The following is a 21,194-nucleotide window of genomic DNA, read 5'->3' as shown; positions in this document are numbered from 1 at the left end:
GCCACGCCACCGATCACATCGGCAAGATCAATGACGAATGGCCACCCCGTGATAGCCATCCAGAGAGACGGTCAACAGCTTCAGTGCCTTTTCGGGGTCACTGCAAAATTCTTGCGTGGTGACTGTGGACATAGGCGGGTGATGGTAGCCCGACAATCGGCCGTGGCCTAAGCAACGAGCCTTAGCTCAGGGTCGGCGTCGGCATGGCGGTAATCAGCTCGCACATTGGACAGCGCCACCAACGGGCCTGTGTTGTGTCGCAGACGATCATTTAACGTTCGAGACCGAATCCCGTACCCAACACCGAGTCGATGCCGATCAGGTGTTTCGTCATGGTTCGAAGTGTGAGCGGAAGCCTTCGAGCCAATCAGCTCGCGCAGGGCCGCTGAGATTGGCCGGTACCCACAGTTCGGCGTCGTCGGGACCATCGGCGTCACCGTCGGCGACGCGGTCATGCGCGGCGAGGTATCCGGCGGTATGCATGCGGTCGGGCTGGGAAAAGACGGTCTGCAGGGTGGCCAGGTTGGTTTGGAAATCTTCGTAGGCGGCGCGGCGTTCGTCGTGGGTGGCGTAGTCGTCGCCGTAGCGGTCGAGCCAGGTGGCCCAGTGTTCGGGGGTTCCCGGCCGCGGCGGCGTGTTCGCGTCCATGGTTCTTACGGTACGGCGGGGGTCTGACACCGGGGCTCCTTCGTGGCTTGTTCGGACTGGTCGCTGCGCTTCACGGCTGTCCCTTCCTCGTACTGGCCGTCTTTGTGCGGGGTGGTGGTCACTGTCAAGGCTCGACCGTGGTCGACCGCGTAGCGGCGTGGCCTTGACAGTGACCACCACCCCGTTCACCACAATTGCGGCCGAGGAAGGGGCTGGCTCCCTGGGTGACCCAGAGGGCTGGGGAACATTCCGCAAGTTGAGCGGTCCTCCGGGCCATTCATGGGCGCCGGATGGACGTGATGATGGTGGCCACCGCTTCGATGGCCGCGGCGACAATGGCACCGATCGCCCGGCCGACTTCGCCGATGGTGATTTTGCAGTCGGGGATGCGGGCCAGGTAGGCGGCGAGCACGCAGACTGCGAGCCCCAGGATCGTGATGGGCACGACGATCGCCAGGACGATCAGGACGGATTCGCTCATTGGGCGTCTCCTAGTTCGGTGGTCAGGAGATGGCTCCTGGAGCTGGTTGTCCTGCTCCCTTTTTCTTGGTCGGCAAGGCCTGATTTACCTGGCACTGGCGGCACCTTTCTCGTCGTGGTGGCCCGGTACGTCTGGGAAGTACCGGCACCCCGAGCTGCTTTCCGTCATGCGGCGCGAGTAGCTCTGGGTGCACACGGGGAGGTCTACGCCGAGATGGTGCAGACGATCGCGGCGTGGTGCGGCGGCAAAATGAAAAAGCGAGTTGACCTGCGGTGACGTACAGATGCTCGTGCTACCGGTTTGTGGTGTGGCTGCCAGATAAAGCGATAGCTCCCGTACGGGGCCCATGTGGCCGATACGGGAGCTATGGGTTCTGCTGGTGCGACGCTACGTCATTGGTGGGAGCTGATCGTTTCGGTGATGCGGTCACCGAGCTCGGGGTCTGCTAGGAGGCGGTCGACGAGTGCGGCGAGAACTTCTTGCCCTGTAACGCGGGCCAGGCCGAGCCGGTCGGCTGCGTCACGTTGCCAGTTGTCAAGCGCTCGGTGGGCGGTTGGCGACAGGTCGACGGTGCGGCGGACGGTCTTTTGTCGGACGATGGGCTGTTTCGCCGGCGCCACTGGTGCGGGCGGCGGGGCTGATGTCTGCGGCTCTGTGGGGACAGCAGGATCGCCGACCGGTTTGCCTGTCGGCGGCTTTTGCCGCAGGCGCTCGGCGTTGGCTTTGATCTTCTCGGCGGCGGTGCTCACTGCGGTCCTCCCTGTTCGCTGCGCGGTTATTATTCAGTATATCCGTATATCAGTACGTACTGATTTATCCGAGAAGTTCGGCGGCGATGTCACCGTAGGCGGTGGTGGTGGCGCCGGCGATGGGTAAGCCGAATGCTTGTGCGTAGCGTTCGAGGCGGCCGACGGTTGGCCCGAGAACCCGGACGCCGTCACCGGTGAGCATCTGTCGGTAGACGTCCGTACTGGCGGCGTTGGACACCGTGCGGGTGAGCACGACGGCCAGCTGCGGCGGTGTGGCGGCCAGGACGCCGGCTTCCTCGACCAGTTCGCGAATAGCGGGTATCCGGGCGTATTCCATGCCTGTTGGGGCCATGGGGACCAGAACGTGGGTGGCGATGCGAAGTGCTGATGCGACGACGCCGCGCCGTTCCTTCATAGGAGGGGTGTCTATGACCACGGCCTCGTACCGGTCGCCGGCGATGCCCGGCAGCTTGCGGTGCAGATCGGCTACGGGCATGCCGATGACCGGGATGGACCACTCCCCTGCTTCGGACCAGGACAGCAGTGATTCGTTCTCACCGTCCGCATCGACACACAGAACAGTCAGTCCAGCCTCGGCGAGTGCGTGGGCGACGAACGCTGCCGTGGTGGTCTTGGTCGAGCCGCCCTTGAGGTTGGCTACAACAATGGTCAGAACAGGTGACATGAGGATCGATCCATTCAGTAGATCAGTAGATCAGTAGTTCCTGATACCGGCCCCACCCCCGCTTCGGAGGCGGTCCAAACTCGCAGAATCACTCTAGTTCAGTACTTCCGTATTTGCGCTATTCCGTATATCAGTAGATCAGTAATTCAGTGACTTCTCGGTGCGTTTGGCGTGTCGAAGCCCCTGAGGAAGGCGCTGTGCGACTTATCCCGTTGCAGCAATGGAACAACCGCATAATCAGTAGATACTGACATCCGTAGATACGGACTACGTGTTCACCCAGGCATCTCAGGTGGTGGGAGCAGGTACCGGGGCCGCCCCAAGGCTGTACGAACTATTTGAGGCAAGAAAAAACCCGTCCCCTGCCGGGGAACGGGTGGTATGTCGTAACTATACAACGGCGTGTCGCTACGGCGGAATTCCCTGTAGGGGAGCGTGTCCGTCAGGCGGCATCTGGGATGGCGGCTACCAGGGTGCTGGCTTGGGCACGCGCCCTGCCGGGTCGGGGAGTTGGCAGGCCTGAAAGTCGGCTGGCGTGAGTTGGTACCACCAGTGGTTTCCGACTCCGGTGGTAGGGGTTCCGCGTAAAGCGCCGGCGAGCTGGTTTTTCGATGGGTTGATCAGGCCGACTGGGATGCGCTTTCGGGCTTCGTCAATGGGGAGCTTGAGGTCGCTGTCGTTGCTGATGACGATGGCGGCGTCGATGCTTCCGGCGAGGGTGTCGATGAGCAGATGTGATGCCACGTTCACGTCGGAGCCTTTTTCCTCGCGGCGGGCCACGGAGACGAAGAATGTCGCGTTGGGATCGGCTTGGCCGGCGCCGTCTTTGACCGTTATGGGCCAGGCTGGGTTGGTCAGCACTGGCCGGCCGCGGCGGTCCTTGGTAGCCAGGGGAGCGGTGGCGGTGCGGTTGACGTAGAGGCCGTATTCGATGTGGTCGACGGTGCCGGTGGTGGAAAGAGCGGTGAGGTAGGCGTCTTGTTCCTGGCTTCCGACCGGGTTACCTGCTCCGGAGATGCGGGCGGTGCAGTAGACGATGCGGTCGATGGTGGCGCCCGTCCATGCGGATTGCGTGGTGACCAGGTGGTTAGCGAGAGCCCGCAGGTCGAGCCATCGCCAACCGGGGGTTCCTGGTCCGCACAGGAACTTGCCACCGTAGTAGAGGTTGAATCCGTCGATGTACATGCCTACTCGCATGGGCAATGACGCTAACCGTCGATGGTGCACGCGGGTGGGACACGCCGATGCTGCTTGTTGCCTTGGGGTCCGCAGTCGACGCAATCAGTGCTTTTGGGTCTGGGCGATGACCTGCGCGGGGGTGCCGCATGCGTTGGCGTCGCTGATGGTTGGCCACCTGTTGGGCATCGTGTTGTGGTCCGGCTGGCCGGGCATCAGGCTGTGGCTGCCCGCGAAGTTGATGACCTGCTGGATTTGCTCGGGCGTGTATCCGTTGTGAGCCTGGGTAAGAACGAAGTTGCTGTAGGCGACGCATACGGCTTCGTAACCGGGTTTAACGGCTCCGGAAACCATCAGCTCATTGGCAGTCCGTTCGACGAACGAGTTATACGCGGCCGCGACGGCGCCGACCGCCGCAATGACGGCGGCGGATGCGGTCACCCAACGTGAGACAGCTCCGCTTCGGATGGCTGGCGTGGTCATAGAGGGAATCTCCTTCGGGGCAGCGGGTTTGGTGTTCATAGCGGGCACCATCGCACACAACTCGGACATCCCGAACACATCGCCGAGCTGGAACCAGGGACGGCCGCTGACGCCGAGACGAGATAGGTGGTGGGTGGTGCTCACTGCCGGTAGGTATATGCGTGGGCAACGAACGATCCAGTCAGATGTGGCCAGGAAAGATTCACGCCTTGCCCGGTTCACGCGAAACCGCTGTTCAAGCCCTATTCCGAGAGGTATCGATAAGCGGTCGCGCGGCCTATGCCGAAAGCTGCGGCGAGTTCAGCGACTGGCTCGCCGGTGGCAGCGAGTCGGCGGAGTTGTTCCTGTCGGTCGGCAGTGAGCTTGTGGGGTTTGGTGGCCGGGAGGTCGCGTGCTCGGCGTGACTCGCGTGCAGCGGCGCGGCGCTCCTTGCCGAGCTCGAGTTCGAGTTCAGCAAGGGTGGCCATGATGCCGGCGACAGCGCGGCCGGTTGGAGTGGCGGTGTCGATGCCTTCCCGTAAGGCGCGCAACAGAATTCCGCGCTGTCCAAGATCGGCGATGGTGCGCGTGACTTCGGCGGCGGAGCGGCCAAGTCGGTCGATCGCGGTGACGACGACGGTGTCACCGTCACGGGCGTAGTCCAGGAGGGCGGCCAGGCCGGGACGGGTGGTGTTGGCGGCGCCGGAGAGTTTGTCGGTGTAGACCCGGCCGGCGTCGACGCCGGCGGCCGCCAGGGAGGCCAGTTGCGTGTCGAGATCCTGGCCGATGGTGCTGACGCGGGCGTACCCGAGGATCGATGCCATATCGGCACTGTCTCACCACCCACCGACAGCGGGGATTCGAGACACGCGGTGTGAGACAGGAAATGAGACACCGCGACCTGGGCCAATAGGCGGGGGAGGGGAGACCAGGCGGACTGTCTCGTTTCTCTAGAAACGAGACAGCTGGTCATCGGCCGCGAGCCTCACGCATCGCAGGTTGCTCAGTCGAACAGGCAGCGCTTGAGCGAGTTTTTCCACTCCGTGGCCCCGCCGTACGCCGGATTGAAGTTAAGTTCTTGCAGCGCTTCCTCGATTGAGGCGTACTCACTGTCGGTGAGGTATGGGGAGCCGTTCACAGCCTGGCGTTCTTTGCACAGGTCGCGTAGGCCGGCGATGATTTCTGCTGCGTAGGACATGCTCATCATTGTTCCGCACGTCAGGGCCAACGAGTCCGCTTAGCGGCTGCCCGGCGGAGCTAGCGCGCGCGGACCGCACGGATGGTCGCGCGGGTAGCATCGGTTCGGCGATTCTGACCAACCGATCTGATTGAGGTGTCGGTGGTCATGCGTTCTCCTCGTTTTCGCGCAGATCGAAAGGCATCAAGCTCGGGACTCACCGCTACCCTGACACTGTGACTGACAGGGCCGACCAGTCGGCCAACGGCGATGACCCCGAGACCGACTTTTGGTTAGCGGTTCCAGGCTTCCGTGAATCGCTCCTTGAAGCGGAAGCCGATATTGCCGCCGGCCGCACCTTCGGCGAGGAAGAGATTCGCGCTCGTTACGAGTTGACTCCGCGAGATGCGGGGCAGGTCGTGCGGGACGGGACGGTTGACGCCGACGGCCCGCTCGTCGCGCGGATGTTGAAGGCTTTTCCGTGGATGCTCTCGCTGTCGCCCGGTGACAGGGCAAGTTGCGCCCAGGACCTTGTCGACGCCGCGCGGGCGTCGTTTTCCACGGACCAGTCTCAGCTGATTCTTGCGGAGCTGACCTCGTGGAAGGAGACGGCGACCGCCCTTGCAGCCGGCCTGGATCGGGGCGAGCCCGAGTGGTTGGACGATGGCGACGATGATGCCGTTGTAGAGCGGCCGTAGTGGTCTGCGACGAAATCGCGGGCGGTCGTGACGGGTTTGAGCAAGACTGCGGCCGCGCAGTTGTCGGGATACCGATGGGGAACGATTTGCCGGTACAAATCGGTAATTAGCGGTTTGACCAGCATGATTGGTTTCGAGTGAAGACGTTTGGGACGGCGCAATTGTCGGCGTCGGACCGTAAAGTCGGGGCATGGACCTTGATGAGTCCTCGCCTGACGGGGGACACGGCGATGCAGCCGCGACAGTGGCGGCCATGGTGCGAAGCCAGGCCAGGTGGATGTCCACACTGGAAATCGACGACTCCGGGCCACCGGCAGCTCTCGCGGCAGCGCTAGAGGCGGAAGACTGGGCCGCGGTGCGGCGCGAGTGGGACATGTGGGTGTTGCACACGCTGCGTGATTTGAACCGATCCGTCAGGAATTGGCGGGCGCTGACAGCGACGACGTTGCAATCCACGGTTAGGGAGCTGACAACGGCCGCCGCCGGCAGTCTCGTTCCACCTGCTGTTGATGTGGTGGATGAGGATTCGATCATGCGGACGTGGCTGCCCTGGATACGTGCAGGGATAGAGGCAGTAAAAGGCGATGTACGGGCAACTGAGTGGTCCTGCTATTCGAAAGCACTACCGGTTGAGCTTCGAACGCTGGCTGCAGTGCACCCTGAACAGCAGGCAGAGGTGGCAGCCACGACGTTCGAGATTGAGGAGTTCTGTCGGGGTTTACTTGGGGATGAGGGGGTTTAAGTGGCGTTGTCATTTGAGATGCAGCCAGCGTCGACGCGGACTCGATTGGCTGCTGCGGGGACGATCCGGGCGGCATCTGCGGCGACAACGCCCCCGGCACCCACGACGGTAGATCAGTACACCGCGGGCTTGCTGACTACCGGGCATGCGTTACTTCACTCAGCGTTGGTCCCTATGGCCGAACTTTCGGAGAAGGGGTTGGGTGCTGCGGCAGTGACGGTGTCGGCCATGGAGCAGGTCGAGTCTGTCAACACTGCCGCGCTCGAAACATAGTGCCGGGGAGGGGATTTCAATGAGTTCGGGGTGGTCACCGCCTAACGCGGCACACCAAGGCAATACGGGACAGCTCTGGCCCGCTGGAGCGCCGGCGCCGGCATCTGCGCCGCGCCGGTGGGGTCTAGTGGCCGTGGTGGTTGCGGTGAATGTCGCATCGATCGCCGCGGTGGCGGCCATCGCGTATGCGGCCGGGCGAGATTCGGCGCAGGTGAAATCGGGGGCGCCGTCGACAGTTTCCGCGGGCCCGACCGTGAGCGACGCTGACGTGGCGGCGGCGAAAGACAAGGTCTGCCACGCGGTCGACGCCGGACAGCGTGGCAGCGCCGACCAGGGTGGGGTTGTCGTGAACGGCGACCTGAACATTCCATTTGTCGTTAGAAAGCTCAATACGATTGTTGCGGTACAGAATTCATTGTCGCCCGCTGTTCCGTCTGATGTGTCTGACGCCGCCAAAAAATACATAGCGACAGCAACCGATTTGACCACCGCGGCTCTAGCCCATGCGCCGGTTGATCAGCTCGTGGAGCTGACCAAGACCGGAAACGCAGCGGTTGGCGCCTTATTCGATGCATGCGGATTGCCTCGCTGATGGCGGCCAGCGCGAGCTCGGGCGCGGTTCCGGCGTGGGAGGATCGGTACAAGTGGATTGCCGGTCGGATCGTTGAGCATCTGTCAGCGACGCGACCGAAGCCCGATGGGTATGTCCCTGGGGCCCTTAGGCCGGCGGGGCAAGATGTTCCGCGCCCGCAGGGGCTCTACACACGGGTGCTAATTTGGCCGGGGGAGTGGCCGGAAGTGTCCGAATCCAAGCTCGCGGAACACGCTCAGGCTGTTCGGGACTGGGCGCGCCATCAGGAGGACTCCAACCGCAGCGCGAAAGGGCATACCGACGAAGTATTCGGCACGGACTGGACAGCCGGTGAGGCTCGGGACGCCGCCTTCGAGCACTACGAGAAAGAGTGGTGCGTCCACGACAGGGTGGTCGAGGCCGGGGAAGCGGTAGCCGCCAGTGTCGATCGGGTCAGCGAGTTCACGGGCCTGATCAAAGGGAAAATGCGTCAAGCGCACGATGAGTGGCACCGGGAAATTGAGCGGATGCTGCGGCTTTCGCGTGTGACCGGCGCACCGGTGGGCATCGGCCCGCTCACCGCCGAGTACCGGCCTCTCATTGCTGGCTGGTCAGCTGAGCTGCACGGATATACGCAGGACCAAACCGCGATGCTGACCGACAAGTTTGGCGCACCGGAAGCTCCGGCCGGGAGGATCAGCGGTCACGATTCTGACGATCCGATGCCAACGGACAAGGCACCTCACGGCGATCCGCAAGACGCAGAGTCGGGGGCGAAGAAGGCTGCGACCACCGCAGGGCGTGCGCTCGATGCCCTCCCGACTGACAGCGCAAACGGGACACCACCGAAGAACGCTCTGACCGCGCCGAACGTCGGTGGGCCTATGGACGCACTTCCGACACCGGCGATCAGCGGAGCGCCCAGCATCACGAGCCAGCCGAAGATGCCGTCTATGCCCTCTATGCCGTCTTCTGGTGGCGGTAGCGGTAGTTCGCCGCTTAGCGGCCTCGGCGGCGGCATGGGCGGGTTGCAGGGGATGTTTGGGAAGGGCTTGACCGGTCCTCTGGGTAATGTGAATCCTGCTGCATTGCAAGGCCCTTCGAGCGCTGGCATGTCGCCGGCGTCCCTGGGAACGCAGTTCGGCAAGGGTCTGTCGATGGGGTCGGGTGCTGCGGGGGCGATGCCGCCGATCACTTCCGCGCCGGCCGTTCCGCAAACCCCGACGACGCCACTGGCAGCACCGCTGAATCAGGCCAGCGCCCCGGCAGCGGCGGCTCCGGCCGGTGGGCTCACCGCCCCATCGTCAAATGCCGCCGGGGCAGGCGCGCCGGCAGTGGCCGGCGGCGGAATGCCCGCTGGCGCAACGCCGCCCATGACCTCGTATGGTTCGGTTCTGCCGCCGTCCGCGATACCGCCGGCCGCGGCTAGCGGCGCCGGTGGGCCCGCGTCGATCGGGGGTGCCCCGTCACCACCTCCGGTTACCGGCAATGCTGGGGCCGCGTCGACAACAGGGTTTATGCCGGTGCGTGAGCAGGCTGCGCCGCAACCGATTGCGCGCAGCGTGTCGATGAGCGATCTGGAGCTGGCCCGGGCGGCGGTGGCCGATTTGGCCGCGGCGTCGAGCGTGGTTTATCCCGGTTTGGAGTGGGCCGTGGCGGTCTCGCGGGGCGGTACGTCGGGTCTGCCGGAATTGTGGGTCACCTCGAACGAGGGAGCTGGCTATATCCCTGCGGGCGTGTACCTTCGGCGCACTATGCCGCTGGCGGCCCGGTTCGACGAGGACTTCGACGCACGGTGGTTCGGGTGGTTCAATCCGGCCGAAACGGTGCTGCGGGCGGTGCGAGCTCGCGGGGAAACGGTGTCGGCGATCGCGACGACGTGGCCGCAGAAGTCGGAATTTGTTTCGGACGCAGCGCCGGATGTGGCGATCGCGGTGACTCCGTCGAGCACTCCCGCTGACGCTGAGTCGTCTCAGCTGTTGAGTAGCCGGTCGCACCGGCTGGAGACGGTGGCTCCGGGTGTCTACCGGTACTTGGATGGTGCGAACCAGGACGTGGCGGAGGCTTATGCCCGCCAGTTGACGCAGGAAGCGGCTTTTCGTGGGCCGGAGTTGTCGCCGGTGGCGCAATCGGTTGCGCGGACGCTGATTTCGTCGCGGTGGCCTTCTGCTGAGGAGTGGTCGGCGCTGCGCTCGGAGTACGAGATGGAGCGGTTGATGGCGGGGTCTCAGCGGCCCGGCCTGACGGGCATGGAGGAACCCGCGCAGCTGGTGGCGTATGTGCAGGACTTCGTGCACTGCCGGCGGTTGGAGACGCTGGTGTGCTGGGAGAACGGCACCCCGGCTGATGTGGTGTACGCGGCGGCCATGGCCGGTGTCTCGTTGGATCATCCCGTGTCGGTGTAAACCGTGCCCTGGGCGTACGAGGTCCTTGCTCGATGGGGCGTCAGCCCGAAGATGACCTTCACGGCGAAGACAGTCTGGGTCTAGAGCTCGTAGCCGGAGCTGCGGTCTTGGGAGCGGTCTTTATCACGGCCGAGGCTATGGCTGGGGCGGCGCAGGGAGGCGACGCGGCGGTTGTACTCCCGTGTGATGGTGCCGTGCCGGGTGACCAGGTCCAGAGCTTCTTGCCTGTTGGTGGGGTCGCTGCGTTCGGTGTCAGGGGCCTCGAGGTGGCGGGCTTGTTCGATCTCGGTGGCCGGTTCATGGTCAGGGACGGTGCCGATCTGCTGGGCCCAGGGCAGGTGGGTGGCCAGGGTTTCGACGAGGGTCTGCCGTGGTTCGCGTTCGCTGCTGGGGTTGCGTACCAGGAGCAGTTTGGTGTTGGTGCGCGAGGCGTGTTCGGTGAAGTAGTGCACGTGCTCGGCGGTTAGTTGGTCGGCGTCGTCGACGATGAGCAGGGTGCCGGCGGGCACGGTCGCGTGGCCGGCGCTGAGGCCGCCGTGGACGGCTTCAGGGGTGTTGTGACCGTCGGCGTAGCGGTGTTCGAGGGCGAACGCCTTGGCCTCGTCGGTGGCTGGTATCGCGAAAACCTGCTTGTCGTCGGCCCGGGCGGCGGACGCGATCGCCTCCAGCGCGGTGGCTTTGTCGGCGCCGTTGCCGACGGTGAGGACCTGGACGCTTTGGACGCCGCTGGCGGCGAGCGCGACGGCTTTCCGATCGGGCTCGGGCACTGAGGCGTAGCGGTCGGGCGGCGGTGGGTATATGGCCTGTCCGGACACGCCGCCGGCCACAGCAAGGCAGCCCACCTCGGCCCGCAGATCTTCCATGTCGACGACCGGTGTCGCCGCACGGGACTGGTCCCACTGGGGCGCAGTGGCGCGGTTCAAAAGCTCTGTGGCAGTGGTGCGGTCGTGGTTGGTGAGTCGGTGCTCGTGGAGGTGTTCGGTAACTCGCTCGATAGCGGTGCGGTGATTCTTGTCGTGATGCGCGGGAGTACCGAGTTCTTGGGCCCAGGGCAGGGTGTCAGCGAGGGCTTTGACCAGCGTGTGCTTGGGTTCGCGCTGGCTGCTGGCGGACCTGATCAACAGCAGTTTGGTGTCGGTCTGGGCGGCGTGGTCGGTGAAGAAACGCAGGTGCTCAGCGTCCAGGTGGTCGGCGTCGTCGATGACGACGAGTGCGCCTTTATCGAGGGGTTTGCGTTTGCCGGTGTCAAGCTGTTCGCGGTATCGGGCGGCGCTACTCCAGCGATCGGAGTAGGCGGTCTCCTTGAGGAAGGTGCCGGCGCGTTTGGTGGCCGGCACCGCCAGCACAGGGCAGTTGTTGGCCTGCGCGGAGGCGTGAATCGCTTTGAGCGCCAGGGCTTTATCTCCATCTGGATGGACGGTGAGCACCTGAATATTGGGGGCGGATGCGCTGATGGTGCGCACCGCGGCCCGCGTGGAGTCGTCGAGATGGGCCCAGGATTCGGCGGGCTTGCGCCAGTACGTGATGCCGGAGCGGTGGTGCCCGGCGGCGGCGAGGTAGTCGACTTCGTCGGCCAGGGCGTGCAGGTCGGCTGCGACCTCGGTGTGCCGGCGGTGTTCGGTTCGGCACGCGTCGAGTGTGTCCTTGTAGGCCCTTTTGTGGGCCAGAACGGGGGTCGGAAGGTGCGCAGGATCGACCTCGGCGGTGGTGGCTAGGATGGTCTTCGGCCGGGTATCGCGGCTGAGGATTTCGCGTAACGCGGCGGCGGCTTCGCGGCTGTTACCGCGATGGGCGATATGCACGCTGGGGTCGAGTTCGGCGTGTTCGTGATCGCGCTCGCCGGGCGTCTTGGCGTAGATGTAGACATGGTTCTCCTGCTTGGCGCGGGTCATGCCGACATAGGCCTTGGCACGATCGCCTGTCCTGCTGAGAATTTCGTGGCAATCACCGTCGATGGTGGCGCCTTGGGAGGCTTGGATGGTGACCGCGTAGCCGAGGTGAACGTGCTGTGCGAGGTAGTCACCTTCAAAGACGGTGCGGGCCTTGTCGCCGATCCGGCGGGCCGCGATCCGGTTGGTCTTGGGGTCGACGCGGTAGACCTGCCAGCGTTGACCGTTGCGGACCTGTTCGGCGACTTTCTTGGTGATGTCGACAGCGTCGTACACGTCGATGGTTTCGGTGTTTTCGCGGCTGATGATGATGTCACCAACGGCGATCTGGTGGCCGCGGGCGGCAGGCACGGATGGCGCGCCATCGGCGAGGTTCTGATTGTGGATGCGGATGTTGAGGGCGTCGCAAATCTCCCAGCGATCGGCCGCGATGAGGGCTTCTTTTCCCTCGGCAATGGATCGGTTGTAGGCGTCAAAAGCGTCCTGGGACATGGCCAGTTCGTCGCCGATATGGAGCCGATTGTTGCGGCGGTACCACTCCACGGCACGTCGGCGAGCGGAGCCGCCACCGTTACGCAGAGCAAGGGATGCGGTGCGTTCGGCAGGGTCGTTCATGCGCCAGACTTCGGTGAGTTCTTGGGCCCAAGGCAGGTCTTCACAGAGCTGCTCCATCATGCCGCCGCGGGACTTCACCGGGGCCAGCTGATACGGGTCACAGACGTTCACGGTCTTGATGCCGGCCTGGGTGGTTGCCGTAAACAGTTGACGCAACTCGGGCGTGCCGACCATGCCTGCTTCGTCGACGATCACCAGCGTGTCGGGGTCGAATTTGAAGGTCCCGCGCCGCAGTCCTCGCAGGGCTTTGGCGACCGTGTAGCCGGTATCGCCGGCGCATTCTCGAACGGCCTCATCGACAGCTTTTCCCGTCGGCGCGAGCACGATAACCCGGCCTTTCGGGTTGGCTCGGTGAACACCTTCACGCAGGGCGCGCAGCGAGGTTGTTTTGCCCGCTCCTGCCGGCGCCGCCAGGACCTGGATGAGCCACGGTGAGTTGGCAATGTTGCTGATCGCGCGGGCCTGCTCGGCGGACAATTCGTCAAGTTCAAGTGCACTGTCGGGCAAGGCGGTTCGGTCGTTACGTGCACTGATGAGCTGAAGAACGGCGGCCTCTTCGGCGATGATCGGCTCAACGGTGTAGTGCTCGTGGCCTTCGCGCTCGTGAGGCTTGCGGGCCTCGGTGATCCGCATGCCGACGATGTTGGCGAGCGCCTCGAGCTGCTCCCGCGGACCAAACGGTGCACCCTCAACAACGGCCGGAAGCCTAGCGCCGATCGCCTCGACCAGATCGGCGCGAGTGAAGGCCGGTTTGTCGATGTCGGCGGCCGCCTGGCGCGCGATTTGAATAAGATCGGCGGTTACCGACTCGCGTTCTCGCCGGGCCTTCAGTTGGGCGGCCTGGTCGATTTCGAGCGCGCCGAAACGGTCCGCCCATTCCTGCCGGAGTTCGGCCCACGGCTTGTGCTCTGGTTTGGACGGCCGGGTGGCCTTCTGGGCGGCCGACAACTGGCCCGCGGTAAGACTGTCATCGTCGGTCACGACGAGATGTTCATGCGCCCATTCGCGCAGCTGCGTGGAGCGCTGCGAGGCTGCGTCGATCAGGTCTCGGGGTATCCCGGCGATGTCGCCGAGGCCGGTGGATGGGTCGATTTTGCCCATTTCCAGGCCGGCCAAGCGGTGCATTTCGGCGCGCAAAGTGGCCTGGTAAACCATCCCTGCGGCCCGCGATTCGTGATGCAGAGACTTGCTGTCGTAGGAGACCATTTCGCCGTCGTCCCGGGCCTGTTTGTTGAACAGGATGACGTGGCTGTGCAGGTGCGGATCGCCGGCGCGGGAGGTCTCGTGCTGGTAGGCCGCGGCCACCAGACCGGGCAACTTGGCGAGGTCTTTTTTCCCGGTCTCCTTGTTGTGGACGCGGGTATATCCGGCATGGGTGGCCAGGTACTCCATACCGGCGTGCACGGCCGTGTGGTGGGCCTCGGTGAGTGCTTTGACCACCACGTCATCGGTCGACAAAGCGCGCAGCAGCGACACGCTTTTCGGCGCGCAAAACACCAGATCGAACCCGCGGGCGGACTTCTTGCCGTACCTGCGTCCGGACGCTCCGTTGGGGGCTATCCCGTCCTCCAGCCAGCGCCCCACGTCGTCCATATCAGCCTCGCCGCCGGCCAGATCGGCGGTGCTCAAACCGGTCAGTTGAGCGAGCTTTTCGGTGTCACCAACACCGATCCATATCGGGGCTCGGGTGTCGCCCTCGGTGTAGTACTCACCGAGCCCACCGCCGGCCTTGCGGCGGTCCATATCGGCGGCCGCGGCTGCCCTTGCGGTGTCGTTGTAGTAGCGCACCGAACCCGACCTCAACGGGTCGGAAATGGTGAGCATCGTGACGCCCCTTGTCGACGGGTTTCCCGGCTCCGGTCGGGGCGGGTGTAGCGGACCGGAGGTTCGCTACACCGATGCTTGCATCACCTTGTGCCAATGTGCCACGTCCTAAAGAGGATTTTTCAGTGAATTGCTATGCGGGCGTTAAGAAGTGGAGTGGCGAATCGGTATTTATCGATCATAGGGCGGTATAGATCGATAATCAGCGGTACTGATCGGTAAAACTGTTGGTGGGCAAAGGCAATGGTTTCGGTAGGTGTGAGAGGTGTTGGTGACGAGCCGATTTGGTGCGGCTGATCTTTTCCGCACGGCGCCCAAAAAGAAATTCGGCCCGCACCCGAGAAGACTCGGTGCGGGCCGAACGATTGATCTCAGTGTAGCGGCGGAAATTTGGGTTACCGGCGCCGTCGTGGGCGGCGCTCGATGCGCCGTGGTGGGACCTGCGGATTAAAAGTCCGTAGCTCCGGTAGCCGGGCTGCGGGACTATCTGATTTTGGCGGGCTGAGCGCCGGTGTGGGGCCTGGATTCACTGACGCACGTCCAGGCGGTGGGGCTGTAACGGTCGGTCTCGATGGTGGTGTCGGTGCGGGAGACGATGACCAGAACACCGTTGGCCTCGATGCTGTATGCCTGCGGCGTTTCCGTGTTGTTGAAAGTCAGTTTGTTGCCGTCGGCAAGCGTCACCGTGAAGCTCTGGGTACCTGCTGTCATGGTTTCTCCCGGGTTGTTTGGGTGGGTAGGCCGTCGGTACGTAGGTCTGCGTAGACCAACTGGGCCAGCTGGTCGGCCAACGGGTCGTAGCGGTCCACCGGAAGGGGAAGCCGATCCTCGGCCCGGGCCGCGATCAAGTACTCGGCCTTGATCCGGAACAGGGCGGAGAACTCCGGCGTCGGCCATACGACCGCCACCAGGTCCTCTTGTTCCTCGGTCGGCTCAGTCCGGTAGTAGGTGCGGGTCCAGCGTCGATCCCAGGGCACCTGGCTGCGGTCCGGAAGCCCGGTCGTGTAGTCCTCCAGCGGCTCGTCTTGCGGCGGCGGGATCAGCTCGTAGAGCTCCTGGCTCAGCACCAGCTCTGTGGCCTGGTTGGTCGCGTTGTTCACCAGCCCTGTCTTGGTCAGGTAGTTCGGGTGATCGCCGTGGCGGTTGATCCAGTCCTTGACGGCCTGTTCGGCCATGTCGGCGGCGAGTTCGGCGACCTGGCGGCTGAGCCGGGTGGCTTCGCGCTGAAGGAAGTCCTGGCGCTGCTGTGGCGTCCACTCGGGCGGCAGCAGATCGTGGTTGGTGTACACCGCGGTCACGATCTGGGCGAGTTCGGGACTGACCGCTGGAGCCAGCCGGAGTGTTGGTGGCCAGAGCACGCGAAGCGACACGCTTGTCACGGTACGACTGCCGTCGACCGTTTGCGTTTGGCCGCATCGAGGATGCGTTGGATGTCGGCGCCGGCTTGATGCGCTGTCGGGCCGCGCTTGTCGATGTGAGCGAGGGCCGCCGGGGCGGCGGTGGCTGCTGTGGCCGGTGGCGGGGCTGTGGCGGATGCTGGCGTTCGTCCGGTGAAACTGCCGAGCTTGCGCAGGCGGCTGGCCAGGAAGCCGCCGGGATTGGTGATCTGGTCGGGCCATGTTCCGCCGGTGCGGCGCATGTCGGCTTCTAGGGCTTTCTGGATGTCTTTGGCGGACCACACCGCCGGGTCGATGCCAACGGATGTGAGCGCATCGCAGATGGCGCCGATATGGCCATGTCGCAGTCCTCGGCACAGTCCTCGGCGGCCGTACTCGTTCCCAGTGAGGGCATCGGCCAGGCGCTGGAGGGCCGCGGGTCGAGGCTCGGCGCGCCAGCGCCGGCTTTTCGACCGTGGGGATGACGCTTTTTCGCGCGGATGCGCGCTTGGTGAGTTACTCCCTACGGGAGCTAAAGAACAAACACCGCCTGACGGCGGTAGGTCACAATTCTCCACAGGCGCTGTGTGGCTGTCGGTGAGTGAGGTCAGGGGTTCGATTCCCCTTAGTTCTGCCGGCTGCGGTGCCGCGGGCCCCGACGGCGCCTGACGTCGGGGCACCAGGTGGTACACCGATGCTCGGCAGCCGACGCTGGGGGTTGCCGGGGAGCCGTGTCCGCGTTGGGCTTCTACGGCCCATCCTGATGCCCTGAGAACTGCCCACGCGTTGGAGACGGTGTTCTTGTGGCAGTTAAGCCGTTCGGCGATCGTGGCGCGGGTGACGGCCACGTGGCGGCCGGTGCCGTGGTCGGCGTAGTCGGCCATCACGGCGGCCACAGCAAGCAGCGTTGCGGCCGTGATCGAGACACGCTCGGCGGCGCATAGTGAGGCCAGGGCGCGCGACGTTGCCCAGCTGCGTAGACCGTCCAGCCATGAGTCTCGACTGGACCATACGGGCAGCCGTGCCGAGACTTCGCCGGCCCGCTCGATCCAGTCACGCCGGTGGCGCAGTTGGTCGCCGCGTTCGGCGAGCGTGTGCGCCGTGGTGAGAGTTTCAGTGTCGACCGCGCGGGCAACGCCGGCGCGGGATAGGTATTGGTCACGGTTTGCACATTGTTTGCGCGCCGAATCTGTTTCTAAAACCGCGCATGCGCTACCGTGAGAGCTGTCCAGCAAGACAGTCCCTTCGGGGAATGGGTGCGGAGAAGCCCAGAACCGAGTTCGCAGCTCGGTTTGAATCTCCAGACGTGGCCCCGCCCTAGGCGGGGCCTTCGTCATTCAGCGGGGTTTCCGCACACCAGCTATTCAGATGTCCCGTCTGCCCCAGTGCAAGACGTTTGAGGGGCATGCGAACTCAGATCGCTAGCGGCAATCCCCCTTCCTCGACGTGAGGGTGCACCTGTACGTCGAAATCTGCGCGCAAGGTGAGGTCATTGCGGCCCACTGCTGCACACGCCAGGTCGGCAAGTAGTGCCGATCGGTTGGTCCCATAACCCAACTTCGCGGCGAGGTCGTCGAGCGCGGGCAAGATGTCAGTCGGTACCCGCGCTGTTTGCACGTGACGGGGTCCCAGATGTCTGCGCCCCGGGCGATTTCCGGCCATGGCGCAAATCCTCCCGTAACCCATTTCTGAAAACGCTCCGACACGCCGGGCAGTCGTGGGGTTTCTGTTACTGGTGGGATTTGTCACGCGCCGTGCCGGTCAAGCGGCGGCGGTGGCCCGATCGAGCTGGTCGACGAGGCCTTGCAACGCCGCTGCGGCGTCTTCGGGGACCGGTAGACCCGCTTCCACACCCACGATGACATCGAGGGTGACGCCGCAGGCATCAGCGGCCTCGAATGCGGTGAGTTCGGCGTGATGACGGGCGGCGGCCAGGCGCTGACCGAGGGTGGCGTGCGGCGACTGGGCGACGCGGCTGAGCAGGGCTGTGTAGGTACGGCGGATGGCACTGAGGGTCAGTACTGGGGTGTGCCCGTCGAGCTCGTTGGCGACGCTCGCGGTGACATCGAGTTTGCGCAGCTCGTGCAATACGCGACTGGCAGCGGTGATGAACTCATGGGAGTCCGGCGCCGGCAGGGTTTCGATTTGAGCGGCAAGTGTTCGCAGTGCAGCGGCGGTGCTCATGCGCGGTTCCCTCCCTAAACGCTTTGAACTGTAGCCAGCTTACATCTATTTCAAATAGAATCTGGATATAAATTGGATGTAGGCGCGCCGTAAGGAGTGGATTGGTGCTGGATTACCGATTGGTCGGGGATGATGACGATGAGATGTGGGAGAAGCTGGCCGAGGCCGTCAAGACTCGTCGAACCGAACTGGGCCTCGCGCAGGCTGATATCGCCCGTCTCGGCGGGCCGTCGGCGTCGATCGTGAGTGCGATCGAAAACAACCACCAAACCCAGCTGAGCCCACGGCTACGGCGAGGGCTAGATGAGGCGTTGCAGTGGGAAGCCGGCAGCGTGAGCAAGGTCTTGGCCGGAGGTCAGGCCACACCGATCAACCCGAAGTCACCCACCGACCCCGGCGTTCTCGACCCGGCGCGGTGGGGAGGCGCTGCACCGCTGATCGCCAAAGTCGAACAGATCCACCTAGCCCTTAATGGGCTGACGTTCGACGTTCGAGAGACAAACCTTCGCGACCCGGCAGCAGTTGATTGGATCACCAAATACATTGCGCTGATGGCCTTTTCGCAGGCCGATGTTCTCAATGCGATGACCATACGGGTGGGCGTCACCGACGCCGAAGCCATGATGGCACTGGCCACGGCGTACAGCGCGGCCGCGAACATGTTCCGGGATGCGGCGGGGGCTACCCAAGCTGCTTACGCAGAGTTGCGCAAGCAGCTTGGGTAGCGCTCGCAGGTTGTTCGGTTCCACGCGGCCTCGCGCTCTGTGTTGGCGCCGTCCCCTGTGCCTGCGCCGGGTAGGGTCATCGCCATGGGAGTTCCCACCCACGCGATGATCTACAGCAGCGGCTGGGCCTCCGTGATGGACGGCGGTTCGAGTCTCCTTCAATTCCAGGGTCCTTTGGGGGCCTTGGACGGTGTCGAGAACTGGTATCTGACGTTCTACCCGCTGCCGGAAGGGAAGAGTTTCGAGGAAGTCCGCGGCACGGAAATCTGGAACTTCCTGCAGGCCGGCGGGCGTGCTGATGCGATGACACTCGATATGCGCACACTCGGCGGCGCACAGTGGGGTGTCGACGGTGTGCGATACGTGATCGGGCATCCACACGAAGGAACCCCTCCCCTTGATGTGCCGATCGAATTGTCTGGTGGCGCCGAAATGGTCAGTGCCCCTGAAGTTTTCACTGCCGACGAGGCAGCCGCCATCTTCTACACTTACTACCGGACCGGCGATATTCCGCCCGGCTACGCACTGCGCCCGGTCGAGGGATACACGTACGCCGGCGACTGGCGTGATCTGCGTGGGGTAACCGCATAGGCCGCTGGTGGCGGCTGCTACGCGGTGTTGTCTGGGTCGTTGGGGTCGCGTCCGAACATGCCCTGATAGAACTTGCCGAGGTTGCTCAGCTCTGGATCACCGGATTTTGCCAGCTCGTCCGGGCTGATGTGCGTGCCCAAGTTCGGCAACGGGTTGCTGCTGCCTCCCTGCATGCCGGGCCGATCGTCGGGGCGAATAAGAGGCTGGCCGTCGTCCTTCCACATCTTCGGCGGCTCCGGCATTCCTGGATACCCGGCGCTAGCTCCGGGTACGGGTACGGGGGCCGGTGCAGCGGTTGACGGCGGCGGTACCCATCCTTCGGGCGGGTAAGCCAGATCAGTACCGACGATCCTGATCGGGCGCCCGTTGAGAATTGCCGTGGCCGGGTGCTCCCGACTGACCGCGCCGTCGAACCTCTTCTGGCCGGCCGTCCGGTCGACGCCCTCGTGAGTCTTTGCTTCGATGCCGATGTACTCATCAGGGTTACTGGTGGGCTCCAGCCCGTCGTAGTAGCGCGGCTGGGGCTTGCCGGTCACTGGGTCGTTCACATCGGGGTGCGTGGCCTGAACTTGTTGACGAATGATCGGGATGTGGGTTCGACGTTGTCGTTCGTCGAGTGCGGCCTTCTCCGCCTCTTTGCCGTCACCTGCACTTCCCTGCCCGTACTGGCCGTACGGATTGCGTTTCGGATAAAGAGCATGGCGGTTTGGGTCGTCGGGATCGGCTGGGCCGGGTTCTTGCTTGAAGCGGTGGTAGTCGACCGCGTTGATCGCGGGGTCGCCGCTCCCCGGGTGTTCGGGGAAGCTCAAGGATTCCAGCGGCGCCAGCGCCCCGGTGATCTGCGTGGCGACCTGCTGGTCGATCGCGACGAGTGCCTGCACGCGCGCACTGATTTCGGTGGCAAACGCCTGAGCTTGCTGCTGTCGGGCCGCGGCGCTGCGCAGCAGGCTCCACGACTTGTCGGTGACCGAGAAGTCTTGTCCGACAGTGAATCCGGCTTCTTCGGCTTCGGTGATCGCGTCGAGCACCTGGCGCTTGGCCCAGGCGATGTCCCCGGCGCCGGTGGTGGCATGGCCGGCCGCGGCGTACAGCGCGTCGGCCGCGCCCCGGACTTTCACCAGGTCGCCCCAGCCGCGCTCGGCCGCAGCATCAGCGGCCGGGCCTTCCCAGGTGGTGCCACCGGGGCGCAGCATGCCAGTGTGGATGGTCTCGAAGTGCCCTTCCCAGCGTCCAGCGGCCGACGTCCAGTGGGTCGCCGCGGCCTCGAGGTGAGTGGTGACCCAGGCTTCGATGTCGTAGCGGGTCAGGGCACCACCTGTGGCCGCGGGCATCAGACCTGAACGGTGGTGCTGATCGATTGCGCGTTTTCGCTGTCGGTGGTGCCGTACTCCCCCGCTGCGGTGCGCAGCGTCGTACCTGTACTGGTGGCCCGCCCAGACAGGTGAGCTGCAACGGCGTCGACCAACGCGTGGCCGCGCACTACGGCCACGGTCGTTGGCTGGGTCAGGTGGCCGGCAGCCGGCGGAGCTGGGACGGGAAGTGTCGCCGCCGCTGCGTCACATGCGCCGGCGTGTGACAGCAGACCATCACTGCTGACCCGAACAATCTCCCCCACACTGGGATTCTATCGGCGCAGATAGGGGCGGCTCAGCGGCTATTTTCCATCATCTGCGCGAGCACCCTCTGGTTGTTGCGGGCTGTCTCAGCGGTGAACTCGGGATCGCGGCGGACTGGGTGACGCGGTGGCGGCGCGGTGCGGGTCCGTCGCCTGATCGGACGAAGTTCTGCGATGGGGCGCCCATCGCTGGTAATGGTCAGACTGTCGTTTCCCTGCTCGATGAGCTTCAGTGTTGGCCGTCGTTGAAGATGACGATGTCGGCGTCATCGGTGTTGATGACGATGCACTGATGAGAACGCCCCGCT

21 protein-coding genes are annotated in these 21,194 nt (G+C 64.4%); 6 read left to right on the top strand and 15 right to left on the bottom strand.

Going from position 1 to position 21,194, the window contains the following annotated elements:
- Nucleotides 1-330 precede the first annotated feature (330 nt).
- From ACJH6H_RS28400 to ACJH6H_RS28365, 8 genes are all read right to left on the bottom strand, one after another.
- Complete coding sequence (locus tag ACJH6H_RS28400) at nucleotides 331-648, bottom strand: hypothetical protein (protein WP_074344275.1); 318 nt, start codon at nucleotides 646-648, stop codon at nucleotides 331-333.
- Nucleotides 649-925: 277 nt separating this feature from the next.
- A complete protein-coding gene (locus ACJH6H_RS28395; protein ID WP_074344295.1) occupies nucleotides 926-1,129 on the bottom strand; it encodes a hypothetical protein in 204 nt (67 codons plus the stop codon).
- A gap of 392 nt (nucleotides 1,130-1,521) precedes the next feature.
- The gene (locus ACJH6H_RS28390; protein WP_074344294.1) at nucleotides 1,522-1,878 is read right to left on the bottom strand and encodes a hypothetical protein; all 357 of its coding nucleotides are present in this window, start codon (nucleotides 1,876-1,878) and stop codon (nucleotides 1,522-1,524) included.
- 64 nt (nucleotides 1,879-1,942) lie between these two features.
- Nucleotides 1,943-2,563, bottom strand: coding sequence for a ParA family protein (locus ACJH6H_RS28385; RefSeq protein ID WP_074344293.1), 621 nt, complete (start codon nucleotides 2,561-2,563; stop codon nucleotides 1,943-1,945).
- Between the two features lie 465 nt (nucleotides 2,564-3,028).
- The gene (locus ACJH6H_RS28380) at nucleotides 3,029-3,760 is read right to left on the bottom strand and encodes an NYN domain-containing protein (RefSeq protein ID WP_074344292.1); all 732 of its coding nucleotides are present in this window, start codon (nucleotides 3,758-3,760) and stop codon (nucleotides 3,029-3,031) included.
- Between the two features lie 84 nt (nucleotides 3,761-3,844).
- Nucleotides 3,845-4,366 (bottom strand): hypothetical protein, encoded by a 522-nt coding sequence (locus ACJH6H_RS28375; protein ID WP_074344291.1) that lies wholly within the window; start codon nucleotides 4,364-4,366, stop codon nucleotides 3,845-3,847.
- 98 nt (nucleotides 4,367-4,464) lie between these two features.
- On the bottom strand, nucleotides 4,465-5,025 hold the full coding sequence (locus ACJH6H_RS28370) for a recombinase family protein (RefSeq protein ID WP_074344290.1): 561 nt from the start codon (nucleotides 5,023-5,025) through the stop codon (nucleotides 4,465-4,467).
- Nucleotides 5,026-5,204: 179 nt separating this feature from the next.
- A complete protein-coding gene (locus ACJH6H_RS28365; RefSeq protein ID WP_131807453.1) occupies nucleotides 5,205-5,399 on the bottom strand; it encodes a hypothetical protein in 195 nt (64 codons plus the stop codon).
- Nucleotides 5,400-5,614: 215 nt separating this feature from the next.
- Here ACJH6H_RS28365 and ACJH6H_RS28360 point away from each other — a divergent pair, with 215 nt between their 5' ends.
- The 4 genes from ACJH6H_RS28360 (at nucleotide 5,615) to ACJH6H_RS28345 (ending at nucleotide 10,067) form a co-directional block, all read left to right on the top strand.
- Nucleotides 5,615-6,076, top strand: coding sequence for a hypothetical protein (locus ACJH6H_RS28360; protein WP_237113628.1), 462 nt, complete (start codon nucleotides 5,615-5,617; stop codon nucleotides 6,074-6,076).
- 190 nt (nucleotides 6,077-6,266) lie between these two features.
- A complete protein-coding gene (locus tag ACJH6H_RS28355) occupies nucleotides 6,267-6,818 on the top strand; it encodes a hypothetical protein (RefSeq protein WP_074344288.1) in 552 nt (183 codons plus the stop codon).
- Between the two features lie 400 nt (nucleotides 6,819-7,218).
- Entirely contained in the window at nucleotides 7,219-7,683 is a 465-nt protein-coding gene (locus tag ACJH6H_RS28350) for a hypothetical protein (RefSeq protein ID WP_074344286.1), read from the top strand.
- Nucleotides 7,665-10,067 carry a hypothetical protein gene (locus tag ACJH6H_RS28345; RefSeq protein ID WP_406776266.1) on the top strand — a complete coding sequence of 801 codons (2,403 nt, stop codon included), beginning with the start codon at nucleotides 7,665-7,667 and terminating at the stop codon, nucleotides 10,065-10,067. The genes ACJH6H_RS28350 and ACJH6H_RS28345 overlap by 19 nt, the downstream gene beginning before the upstream one ends.
- Before the next feature lie 80 nt (nucleotides 10,068-10,147).
- On the opposite strand, the gene mobF is transcribed toward ACJH6H_RS28345, so the two are convergent.
- The 5 genes from mobF to ACJH6H_RS28320 form a co-directional block, all read right to left on the bottom strand.
- Nucleotides 10,148-14,395 carry a MobF family relaxase gene (gene mobF, locus ACJH6H_RS28340; RefSeq protein WP_074344285.1) on the bottom strand — a complete coding sequence of 1,416 codons (4,248 nt, stop codon included), beginning with the start codon at nucleotides 14,393-14,395 and terminating at the stop codon, nucleotides 10,148-10,150.
- A gap of 483 nt (nucleotides 14,396-14,878) precedes the next feature.
- Nucleotides 14,879-15,106 carry a hypothetical protein gene (locus ACJH6H_RS28335; RefSeq protein WP_074344284.1) on the bottom strand — a complete coding sequence of 76 codons (228 nt, stop codon included), beginning with the start codon at nucleotides 15,104-15,106 and terminating at the stop codon, nucleotides 14,879-14,881.
- Nucleotides 15,103-15,765: a hypothetical protein gene (locus ACJH6H_RS28330; RefSeq protein ID WP_237113627.1), complete on the bottom strand. Its 663-nt coding sequence runs from the start codon at nucleotides 15,763-15,765 to the stop codon at nucleotides 15,103-15,105. The genes ACJH6H_RS28335 and ACJH6H_RS28330 overlap by 4 nt, the downstream gene beginning before the upstream one ends.
- 5 nt (nucleotides 15,766-15,770) lie before the next feature.
- The gene (locus ACJH6H_RS28325; protein ID WP_079625248.1) at nucleotides 15,771-16,076 is read right to left on the bottom strand and encodes a hypothetical protein; all 306 of its coding nucleotides are present in this window, start codon (nucleotides 16,074-16,076) and stop codon (nucleotides 15,771-15,773) included.
- 1,456 nt (nucleotides 16,077-17,532) lie between these two features.
- Complete coding sequence (locus tag ACJH6H_RS28320) at nucleotides 17,533-17,955, bottom strand: hypothetical protein (protein ID WP_074344281.1); 423 nt, start codon at nucleotides 17,953-17,955, stop codon at nucleotides 17,533-17,535.
- Nucleotides 17,956-18,059: 104 nt separating this feature from the next.
- On the opposite strand from ACJH6H_RS28320, the gene ACJH6H_RS28315 reads away from it, so the two are divergent.
- Together ACJH6H_RS28315 and ACJH6H_RS28310 are read left to right on the top strand one after the other, a co-directional pair.
- Entirely contained in the window at nucleotides 18,060-18,680 is a 621-nt protein-coding gene (locus tag ACJH6H_RS28315; RefSeq protein WP_074344280.1) for a hypothetical protein, read from the top strand.
- An 84-nt stretch (nucleotides 18,681-18,764) separates the two neighbouring features.
- On the top strand, nucleotides 18,765-19,271 hold the full coding sequence (locus ACJH6H_RS28310) for a hypothetical protein (protein ID WP_074344279.1): 507 nt from the start codon (nucleotides 18,765-18,767) through the stop codon (nucleotides 19,269-19,271).
- Between the two features lie 17 nt (nucleotides 19,272-19,288).
- Here ACJH6H_RS28310 and ACJH6H_RS28305 read toward each other — a convergent pair whose 3' ends face one another.
- Together ACJH6H_RS28305 and ACJH6H_RS28300 are read right to left on the bottom strand one after the other, a co-directional pair.
- The gene (locus tag ACJH6H_RS28305; protein WP_074344278.1) at nucleotides 19,289-20,602 is read right to left on the bottom strand and encodes a hypothetical protein; all 1,314 of its coding nucleotides are present in this window, start codon (nucleotides 20,600-20,602) and stop codon (nucleotides 19,289-19,291) included.
- Nucleotides 20,602-20,886, bottom strand: a complete 285-nt coding sequence (locus ACJH6H_RS28300) for a hypothetical protein (protein WP_074344277.1) — start codon at nucleotides 20,884-20,886, stop codon at nucleotides 20,602-20,604. Before ACJH6H_RS28300 ends, ACJH6H_RS28305 begins: the two co-directional genes overlap by 1 nt.
- Between the last annotated feature and the right edge of the window lie 308 nt (nucleotides 20,887-21,194).

It is taken from the genome of Mycobacterium sp. SMC-21, assembly GCF_045310825.1.
Taxonomy (GTDB): Bacteria; Actinomycetota; Actinomycetes; order Mycobacteriales; family Mycobacteriaceae; genus Mycobacterium.
This window is presented reverse-complemented; position numbering and strand designations above follow the sequence as displayed.